Below are 8,744 nucleotides of genomic sequence, written 5' to 3' on the forward strand. Positions count from 1 at the left end.
GCGAAGAACGATGACGCGGTTTTCGATCAGATCGCGTTATGGGTTTTCAGCCAGCCCAGGCCCGCTTCGGTGGTGGTCAGTGGCTTGTATTCGCAACCGACCCAACCCTGATAACCAATCCGGTCCAGGTGTTCGAACAGGAAGCGGTAATTGATTTCACCGGTGCCCGGTTCGTTGCGCCCCGGGTTGTCCGCCAATTGCACGTGATTGATTTCACTGAGGTGCGATTGCAGGGTGCGGGCCAGGTCGCCTTCCATGATTTGCATGTGATAGATGTCGTATTGCAGGAACAGATTGGCGCTGCCGACCTGTTCGCGAATCGACAGGGCTTGCGCCGTGTTGTTCAGGTAGAACCCTGGGATGTCGCGGGTGTTGATCGCTTCCATCACCAGTTTGATGCCCGCCGCTTGCAGCTTGTCGGCCGCGTACTTGAGGTTGGCGACAAAGGTTTTTTCCACGGTGGCATCGTCGACGCCTTGTGGACGAATACCGGCCAGGCAGTTGACCTGGGTGTTGCCCAGCACTTGCGCGTAGGCAATGGCCAGATCGACACCGGCGCGGAATTCTTCGACGCGGTCCGGCAGGCACGCGATACCGCGTTCGCCCTTGGCCCAGTCACCGGCCGGCAGGTTGAACAACACCTGGGTCAGACCATTGGCGTCGAGCTTGGCCTTGATCTCGGCGGAGCTGAAATCGTAAGGGAACAGGTATTCGACACCACTGAAGCCGGCCTTGGCGGCCGCTTCGAAACGGGCGAGAAAGTCCTGTTCGGTGAACAGCATGGACAGGTTGGCTGCGAAACGCGGCATGGTGGTCTCCCGTAAATATGTGAGCTCCCTCTGTAGGAGCGAGGCTTGCCCGCGAAGGCGTTGTGTCAGTCGGCATCAATGTTGAATGGCACGACGCCTTCGCGGGCAAGCCTCGCTCCTACAGGGGGGAGCGGTCAGCTGTTAATCGAGCAGCGAAATCGCGGTCGGCGCATCGTTGCCGACCAGCGCCAGGTCCTCGAATTCGTTGACGGCGTTGATCTCGGTGCCCATGGAAATGTTGGTCACGCGCTCCAGAATAATCTCGACGATCACCGGCACCTTGAACTCTTCGATCAGCTCCTGGGCCCTGCGCAGTGCAGGCTGGATCTGAGCCGGTTCGAACACACGCAGCGCCTTGCAACCGAGGCCTTCGGCAACCGCGACGTGATCGACACCGTAACCGTTGAGTTCCGGAGCGTTCAGGTTATCGAAGGACAGCTGCACGCAGTAGTCCATGTCGAAACCGCGCTGGGCCTGACGAATCAGCCCCAGGTACGAATTGTTTACCACAACGTGGATGTACGGCAGCTTGAACTGCGCGCCCACGGCCAATTCTTCGATCATGAACTGGAAATCATAGTCGCCCGACAGCGCCACAACCTTGCGGTTCGGATCGGCCTTGACCACGCCCAGTGCAGCCGGAATGGTCCAGCCCAGCGGGCCGGCCTGACCGCAGTTGATCCAGTGACGCGGCTTGTAGACGTGCAGGAACTGCGCGCCGGCAATCTGCGACAGACCGATGGTGCTGACGTAGCAGGTGTCTTTGCCGAACACCTGGTTCATCTCTTCGTAAACGCGCTGCGGTTTGACCGGCACGTTGTCGAAGTGCGTCTTGCGTTGCAGGCTGGCTTTGCGCTGCTGGCAGTCTTGCAGCCAGGCGCTGCGGTTTTTCAGCTTGCCGGCGGCTTGCCATTCGCGAGCGACTTCGATGAACACGGTCAGCGCGGCAGCGGCGTCGGAAACGATGCCCAGGTCCGGGTTGAACACGCGGCCGATTTGCGTCGGCTCGATGTCAACGTGAATGAACTTGCGGCCTTCGGTGTACACGTCAATCGAGCCGGTGTGGCGGTTGGCCCAACGGTTACCGACGCCCAGTACCACGTCGGACTTCAGCAGGGTGGCGTTGCCGTAACGGTGCGAAGTCTGCAAGCCCACCATGCCGACCATCAACGGGTGATCGTCCGGGATCGTGCCCCAGCCCATCAGGGTCGGGATCACCGGAATGCCGGTCAGCTCGGCGAATTCCACCAGCAACTCGCTGGCATCGGCATTGATGATGCCGCCACCGGCGACCAGCAATGGACGCTCGGCCTGATCGAGCATGGCCAGGGCCTTCTCGATTTGCACGCGGTTAGCGGTTGGCTTGGCCAGTGGCAGCGGTTCGTAGGCGTCGATGTCGAATTCGATTTCGGCCATCTGCACGTCGAACGGCAGGTCGATCAGCACTGGGCCTGGACGGCCGGAGCGCATTTCGTAGAAGGCTTTCTGGAACGCATACGGCACCTGGCCCGGTTCCATGACCGTGGTCGCCCACTTGGTCACTGGCTTGACGATGGTGGTGATGTCGACAGCCTGGAAGTCTTCCTTGTGCATACGGGCGCGGGGTGCTTGCCCGGTGATGCACAGAATCGGGATCGAGTCGGCCGAGGCGCTGTAGAGCCCGGTGACCATGTCAGTACCGGCCGGGCCGGAAGTGCCGATGCACACGCCGATGTTGCCGGCCTTGGTGCGGGTGTAGCCCTCGGCCATGTGCGACGCGCCTTCAACGTGTCGAGCGAGGACGTGATCGATGCCGCCGACCTTTTGCAGGGCGGAGTACAACGGGTTGATGGCGGCACCGGGGATGCCAAAAGCGGTATCAACCCCTTCGCGGCGCATCACCAGAACGGCGGCTTCGATTGCTCTCATTTTGCTCATGGTTTTGTGCCTCTTACGTTTTGTAATTGTATACAAGTGGCTTTGCGCAGAGTGTATTCACGGCGGACGGCGCAGGTCAATCCATTTTCTCAAGCGACTGTTTCATTCGTCGGAAGCCTGTTCTGCTGTGGCTTTTCGTCGCATGTGGCGCTTTTCGATAATTATTGTATACAAAAAAATAACTCATTGTGTTCTATTTGTTGCATCGGGCTGCGATGAAAACGCGCAGTCCTTCCGCTTTCCCTATAACAAAATGAGGACGGCACCATGAGCGCTTTAACCTTGAAAGTGGCAGTCAACCTGACCAGTCAGGCCATCTCCGCCGCGCGTGCAATCAACGCGGCCCCTTTGACCATCGCCGTGCTGGATGCCGGCGGACACCTGGTTTCCCTGCAACGCGAAGACGGCGCCAGCCTGCTGCGTCCGCAGATCGCCATCGGCAAAGCCTGGGGCGCCATTGCGCTGGGCAAAGGCTCACGCCTGCTGGCGCTGGACGCCCAGCAACGCCCGGCGTTTATCGCGGCGTTGAACAGCCTGGGGCAGGGCAGCGTGGTGCCGGCACCGGGCGGTGTGTTGATTCGGGATCAGGACGGGAATGTGCTGGGAGCTGTGGGCATCAGCGGGGATTTGTCGGATGTTGATGAACAGTGTGCGATCAATGCGATCGAGGCGTTGGGGTTGAAGGCGGATGCGGGGGTAGCAGCTTGAATCATGGGTGACTGATCCACCGCTATCGCGAGCAAGCCCGCTCCCACATCGGATCTGCGTCGTAAGCAAAACCAATGTGGGAGCGGGCTTGCTCCGGGCGGCGTTCCGACGAAAGCAATCTCCCAGACACATCCAGCTAAAAGTCTGCCCCTCAGTCTTCAGTTCACTGACCTAGCCTTCTCATGTATCCAAAATGAGAGAGGCAAAGGAATGCCAGAGCTTTCAGCATCACACCGACTGCGCATCGGTCGGTTTGCCGAACAAAACCGTATCTATCTTCTAACCGCCAATACCCTGAGGCGCGAGCCTGTTTTCAGGGATTACACCTTGGGAAGATTGGTCGTACACCAATTCAAACAAGCACAGGCGCAAGGGTTTGCTGACTCCTTGGCCTTTGTTGTCATGCCCGATCATTTTCACTGGCTGATCCAATTGCAAAAAGGGTCACTGGGCCAGTTGATGTGTCAGACAAAATCACTGAGTACTCGAACAATCAATGCTGCCACGGGCAGGACGGGCAGCCTTTGGCAGCAGAGCTTTCATGATCATGCATTGCGGCGAGAGGAGGATTTGGTGAAACTTGCCCGGTATGTTGTCGCCAACCCGTTGCGGGCGGGGCTGGTCGAAAAGCTTGGCAACTATCCGTTGTGGGATGCGATCTGGGTTTGATCGTAGGATCGAGTCGCCCCCTTCGCGAGCAAGCCCGCTCCCACAATGGATCTGAGTCGTACACAAAACCCCTGTGGGAGCGGGCTTGCTCGCGAAGGGGGGCAGCTAGGTCTACCGATCCGGCTCACACCCTTTAAGCACCAACCGGATAATCGTCTGTGCCGCCGCTTCATAATCCTCTTCATCCAGCTTGGCCTTGCCGGTGATGGCTGTAATCTGCCAGTCAAAGTCGGCATAGGTCTGGGTCGCGGCCCAGATGCTGAACATCAGGTGGTTGGGGTCGATGGGGGCGATCTGCCCGCGGTCGATCCAGGTCTGGATGCAGTCGATGTTGTGTTTCGCCTGGCTGTTCAGTTGTTCGACCAGGTCGGCGCTCAGGTGCGGGGCGCCGTGCATGATTTCGCTGGCGAACACCTTGGAGGCAAAGGGCAAATCGCGGGAGATGCGGATTTTCGAGCGAATGTAGCCGCTCAGCACTTCACTGGGCACGCCGTCGGCGTTGAACGGCGTCGAGGCCTGCAGAATCGGCTCGATGATGCTTTCCAGAACCTCGCGGTAGAGGTTTTCCTTGGATTTGAAGTAGTAGTAGACGTTGGGCTTGGGCAATCCCGCCTTGGCTGCGATGTCACTGGTTTTGGTCGCAGCGAAGCCCTTGTCGGCAAATTCTTCACTGGCGGCACGCAGGATCAGTTCTTTGTTGCGCTCGCGGATAGTGCTCATAAACCAGGTGGTTCCTTGCCTGTTCTGGCGGTTGCGCATGGTAGCACCGGCCTCGCGCGGCGCTCAAGAATGCCCCGTGTGGCGCTCGGCCGCGCTATGCTGCGCAGCATTCATTCCAGAAGGACACCTGATTCATGGCAGGAAGCAGTTTACTGTTGCTGATCGACGACATTGCCGCGGTACTCGACGATGTGGCGTTGATGACCAAAATGGCCGCCAAGAAAACCGCCGGCGTGCTCGGTGATGATCTGGCGCTCAATGCCCAGCAGGTCAGCGGCGTACGTGCCGAACGGGAAATCCCGGTCGTTTGGGCCGTGGCGAAGGGCTCGTTTCTCAACAAACTGATTCTGGTGCCGTCGGCGCTGGCGATCAGTGCATTCATTCCGTGGCTGGTCACGCCGTTGCTGATGGTCGGCGGTGCCTACCTGTGCTTCGAAGGTTTCGAAAAACTCGCGCACAAATTCCTGCACAGCAAGGCTGAGGACCAGGCCGAGCATGCGGAGCTTGTCGAGGCTGTGGCCGACCCGGCGGTGGATCTGGTGGCGTTCGAAAAGGACAAGATCAAGGGCGCCATACGTACCGACTTCATTCTTTCGGCGGAAATCATCGCCATCACCCTTGGCACCGTGGCCGATGCGTCGCTGACCCAGCAAGTCATCGTGCTGTCGGGCATTGCCATCGTCATGACCATCGGCGTCTACGGCCTGGTAGCCGGCATCGTCAAGCTCGATGACCTCGGTCTGTGGCTGACCCAGAAACCCGGCCAGATGGCCAAAAGCATTGGCGGCGGGATTCTGCGTGCGGCACCGTACATGATGAAAAGCCTGTCGGTGATCGGGACGGCGGCGATGTTCTTGGTCGGTGGCGGGATTCTCACTCACGGCGTGCCGGTGGTGCATCACTGGATCGAAAGTGTCAGCGCGGGGGCGGGCGGTGCGGGGTTTGTCGTGCCAACGCTGCTGAATGCGGTAGCGGGAATTGTGGCGGGTGCGGTGGTGTTGGCGGGTGTGATGGTTGTCAGCAAGCTTTGGCAGGTAATCAAACGCTGAACCTGTAGGAGCCGGCTTGCTGGCGATGGTCGTTAACGATAACGCGGGGGTACTGGTTAAGCGCGGCGCACTTGAGACCATCGCCAGCAAGCCGGCTCCTACACCGTGGGCCCTGCACCCCAGTGAAAGCTGCAAAAAAGGCCATTCGATTCACATCGAATGGCCTTTTTTGTTGCCGATGAATTACTCGGCGATCTGCAACTTGCGCGACTCGGTGTACACGTAACGCACCTTTTCGTATTCGAATGGCGAGTTCAGCTGGCCGTAGCGGAAGCTGGTCTGGTGGCGCTTGTCGATGCTGCGCAGGGCCCACACTTCAGGGTGGTTGGAACTGACTTCGGAGACGTTCAGGAAGTTGATCGCCGACTCGGCGGTGAAGTCCACGGCCAGGCCGCCGGTGTCGCGGATATTGGACGGGCCGAGGATCGGCAGCACGAAGTAGGCGCCGCCCGGTACGCCGTAGAAACCGAGCGTCTGGCCGAAGTCTTCGCTCTGGCGCGGCAGGCCCATGGCGGTGGCCGGGTCCCAGAGGCCGGCGATGCCGATGGTGGTGTTGAGCAGCAGGCGCGCAGTGGTTTCCATCGAACGCTGGCCCTTGAACTGCAACAGGCTGTTGAGCAGGTTCGGTACGTCGCCGAGGTTGTTGAAGAAGTTGCTGACCCCGGTGCGCAGGAAGCTTGGCGTGATGTAGCGATACCCGTCGACCACCGGCAGGAACACCCATTGGTCGAAGCGGTAGTTGAAGTGATACACCCGGCGGTTCCACTCTTCCAGCGGGTCGTACACGTTCAGGGCGTTGAGGGAGGAGCGTTCGAATTCGCGCTGATCCAGGCCCGGGTTGAACTTGAGTTTGCTCAGTGGCTCCTTGAAGCCGTCACTGTCGACGACCACCGGGGCGTTGGCTTTGCTGTTGTCGGCATTGGCGACGCCTGCACAGAGTAACGCTGCGATAAGCAGGAGGTATTTAGCCACGGAAGAACTCCAGCATGGCGTCGCTGTTGACGCGATAGTTAAGGTTGCCGCAGTGGCCGCCCAGTGGATAAACCGTCAAGCGGTCGCCGAAGGTCTTGCGCAGGAAACCGAGGTCACCCGGGCCGAGGATCACGTCGTCGGCATTGTGCATGACCGCGATTTTCGGGCTGTCGTGCAGGTAATCCTTCAGGGCATACAGGCTGACCTGGTCGATCAGTTGCAGCAGGCTGCCGCCGTCAGTGCGCGCGCGCCACATCGGGATCACTTGTTCGGTGATGTAGCAGTCGAAGTCGCACTGCAGCGCACGCTTGAGGTATGGCGTGAGGCTGGTGCCTTCGGTGATGGGCGTTTTCGGCGGAGTGATCAGGCCGCGACGGTTGATCAGGTCCGAGGTGAAAGCGATGTCGGCCGCCGAGAATCGGAACGACGTGCCGATCAGCATGGCCATCTGTTCGTTGGTCAGGTGCTGCTTGGACTGCTGGAAGTCGTAGAGCAGGGCGTCATTGAGGTCGATGTAGCCTTTTTGCTGGAAGTATCGGGTCAGTTTGTCCAGCACCAGTTCATAGAACGTGGTGGTGTTGTTGATGCCCTTGACCTCGGTCTGGACGAGTCTGTCCAGGTTGGTGATCGAGGTGTAGAGGTTGACCGGTGGGTTGAGCAGCAAGACTTTCTTGAAGTTGAAGCTGCGGCGGGTTTCATCCAGATGCGCGACAAATGCCGCATCCAGCGCCCCCAGGCTGTAGCCGGTCAGGTAGTAATCGGTGACGGCCACTTTCGGGTTTTGTGCCCGCACGGCCTGCATCACCCGGTACATGTCTTCGGCGTCATCCTTGGTGATGCCGGGTGTGGCAAAGCGTGAAGCGGCACTCATGAAGTCGAAGCTGGTGGGCGACGACAGTTGCACCACGTGGTAACCCGCCTTGTAGTAGAGCTTTTTCAGGTATTCGTTAAGGCTGCTGTCATAGCGCGCACCGGTGCCGGCGATCAGGAAGATCAACGGGGCGGCTTTATCCTGGGTGGCGATGCGGTAGGTCAGCTTCTTCACCGGCCAGAAGTTGTCCGGCAGTTCGAACTCACGCTCCGGGCGCAACGTGACGGTGCGGGTTTCCTGGTCGATGTCATCGTCAAGCGGCAACTCCGGACGCAGGTCCGGCGGCGTCGTGGCGATGGTCGCCTCGAACGGGTTGGTCAAGGGATAGCCATAACTGGCGGCGTCGATATCGACCGCCAGTGCGGACGCACTCAAGATAAGGCCGCTAAACAGGGCGGCGAAGCGCAAGGAACGGAGCATGACTGGATCCCTTATAGAAAGGTGCCGAATGAAGTTCGCAGGCTATGACCACGGGGGTTGCGCCAAAGTGCCATGTGTCGGCACCAATCAGGCCAAATTTCAGAGTAATAGTAGCTGGACGATACACTTTGCAGTGATTGACTGCCCAGTTAACTGTTGTTAAGGCTTGCGTCAGGCTGCCGGGGGATTAAGCTGGCCGCCGTTTTTCGCTGATTGGAGTGCTTCATGTCCCGCCGTTTACCGGTAATTCTGCTGCTTGTTTTGCTGCCTTTATGGCTGGCCGCCAGTTATGGCGCGCGGTATGGCTTCATGGAGGATGCGCAATGGGTCGGCCTCTGCGCGGACGAGGCGAGCCGCTGGGAATGCCTGGTCCGTTCGAACCTGGGCCTGATGATTCATTTCCAGGTGTTGGGTTGGGCGGCAGTGGCCGCCGCCGTGATCGGCTTCGTGTTGCCGGGGCGGGCAGGGTGGTGGTTGGCGGTGTTGGCGCTGGTGTTCGGGTTTCCGGCGTTGGCGTTGTACAACACGACGATGGCGGTGTTTGCGGTGGTGATTGCAGGGCTGCGTCTGGTCCGGGCGTCCCGCGGCGCCTGACAGTCAGTCTTCGCG

General features: G+C 59.5%; 9 protein-coding genes. 4 read left to right on the forward strand and 5 right to left on the reverse strand.

The features are described from left to right. Positions 1-26: 26 nt before the first annotated feature. Positions 27-809, reverse strand: coding sequence for a hydroxypyruvate isomerase (gene hyi, locus ACM6IO_RS13465; protein ID WP_192226085.1), 783 nt, complete (start codon positions 807-809; stop codon positions 27-29). A 141-nt stretch (positions 810-950) separates the two neighbouring features. Beyond that, positions 951-2,726: a glyoxylate carboligase gene (gcl, locus tag ACM6IO_RS13470; RefSeq protein WP_008026775.1), complete on the reverse strand. Its 1,776-nt coding sequence runs from the start codon at positions 2,724-2,726 to the stop codon at positions 951-953. 267 nt (positions 2,727-2,993) lie between these two features. Between gcl and ACM6IO_RS13475 the strand changes: the two genes are divergently transcribed. Both ACM6IO_RS13475 and ACM6IO_RS13480 read left to right on the forward strand, forming a co-directional pair. Beyond that, positions 2,994-3,434, forward strand: a complete 441-nt coding sequence (locus ACM6IO_RS13475) for a GlcG/HbpS family heme-binding protein (protein ID WP_008039877.1) — start codon at positions 2,994-2,996, stop codon at positions 3,432-3,434. Positions 3,435-3,644: 210 nt separating this feature from the next. After that, positions 3,645-4,103 (forward strand): REP-associated tyrosine transposase, encoded by a 459-nt coding sequence (locus ACM6IO_RS13480; protein ID WP_414911619.1) that lies wholly within the window; start codon positions 3,645-3,647, stop codon positions 4,101-4,103. A gap of 111 nt (positions 4,104-4,214) precedes the next feature. Here the strand turns inward: ACM6IO_RS13480 and ACM6IO_RS13485 are convergent, their stop codons facing one another. Next, on the reverse strand, positions 4,215-4,823 hold the full coding sequence (locus ACM6IO_RS13485) for a TetR/AcrR family transcriptional regulator (protein WP_008026771.1): 609 nt from the start codon (positions 4,821-4,823) through the stop codon (positions 4,215-4,217). 134 nt (positions 4,824-4,957) lie between these two features. Between ACM6IO_RS13485 and ACM6IO_RS13490 the strand changes: the two genes are divergently transcribed. Next, the gene (locus ACM6IO_RS13490) at positions 4,958-5,872 is read left to right on the forward strand and encodes a DUF808 domain-containing protein (RefSeq protein ID WP_414911620.1); all 915 of its coding nucleotides are present in this window, start codon (positions 4,958-4,960) and stop codon (positions 5,870-5,872) included. 183 nt (positions 5,873-6,055) lie between these two features. Here the strand turns inward: ACM6IO_RS13490 and ACM6IO_RS13495 are convergent, their stop codons facing one another. Further along, complete coding sequence (locus ACM6IO_RS13495; RefSeq protein ID WP_008026766.1) at positions 6,056-6,844, reverse strand: VacJ family lipoprotein; 789 nt, start codon at positions 6,842-6,844, stop codon at positions 6,056-6,058. Beyond that, a complete protein-coding gene (locus ACM6IO_RS13500; RefSeq protein WP_192226093.1) occupies positions 6,837-8,135 on the reverse strand; it encodes a serine/threonine protein kinase in 1,299 nt (432 codons plus the stop codon). Before ACM6IO_RS13500 ends, ACM6IO_RS13495 begins: the two co-directional genes overlap by 8 nt. 225 nt (positions 8,136-8,360) lie before the next feature. On the opposite strand from ACM6IO_RS13500, the gene ACM6IO_RS13505 reads away from it, so the two are divergent. Then, the gene (locus tag ACM6IO_RS13505; RefSeq protein WP_192226095.1) at positions 8,361-8,729 is read left to right on the forward strand and encodes a hypothetical protein; all 369 of its coding nucleotides are present in this window, start codon (positions 8,361-8,363) and stop codon (positions 8,727-8,729) included. Positions 8,730-8,744 lie beyond the last annotated feature (15 nt).

Origin of the sequence: Pseudomonas sp. IT-P44 (assembly GCF_949768225.1) — a bacterium.
Classification (GTDB): domain Bacteria; phylum Pseudomonadota; class Gammaproteobacteria; order Pseudomonadales; family Pseudomonadaceae; genus Aquipseudomonas; species Aquipseudomonas migulae.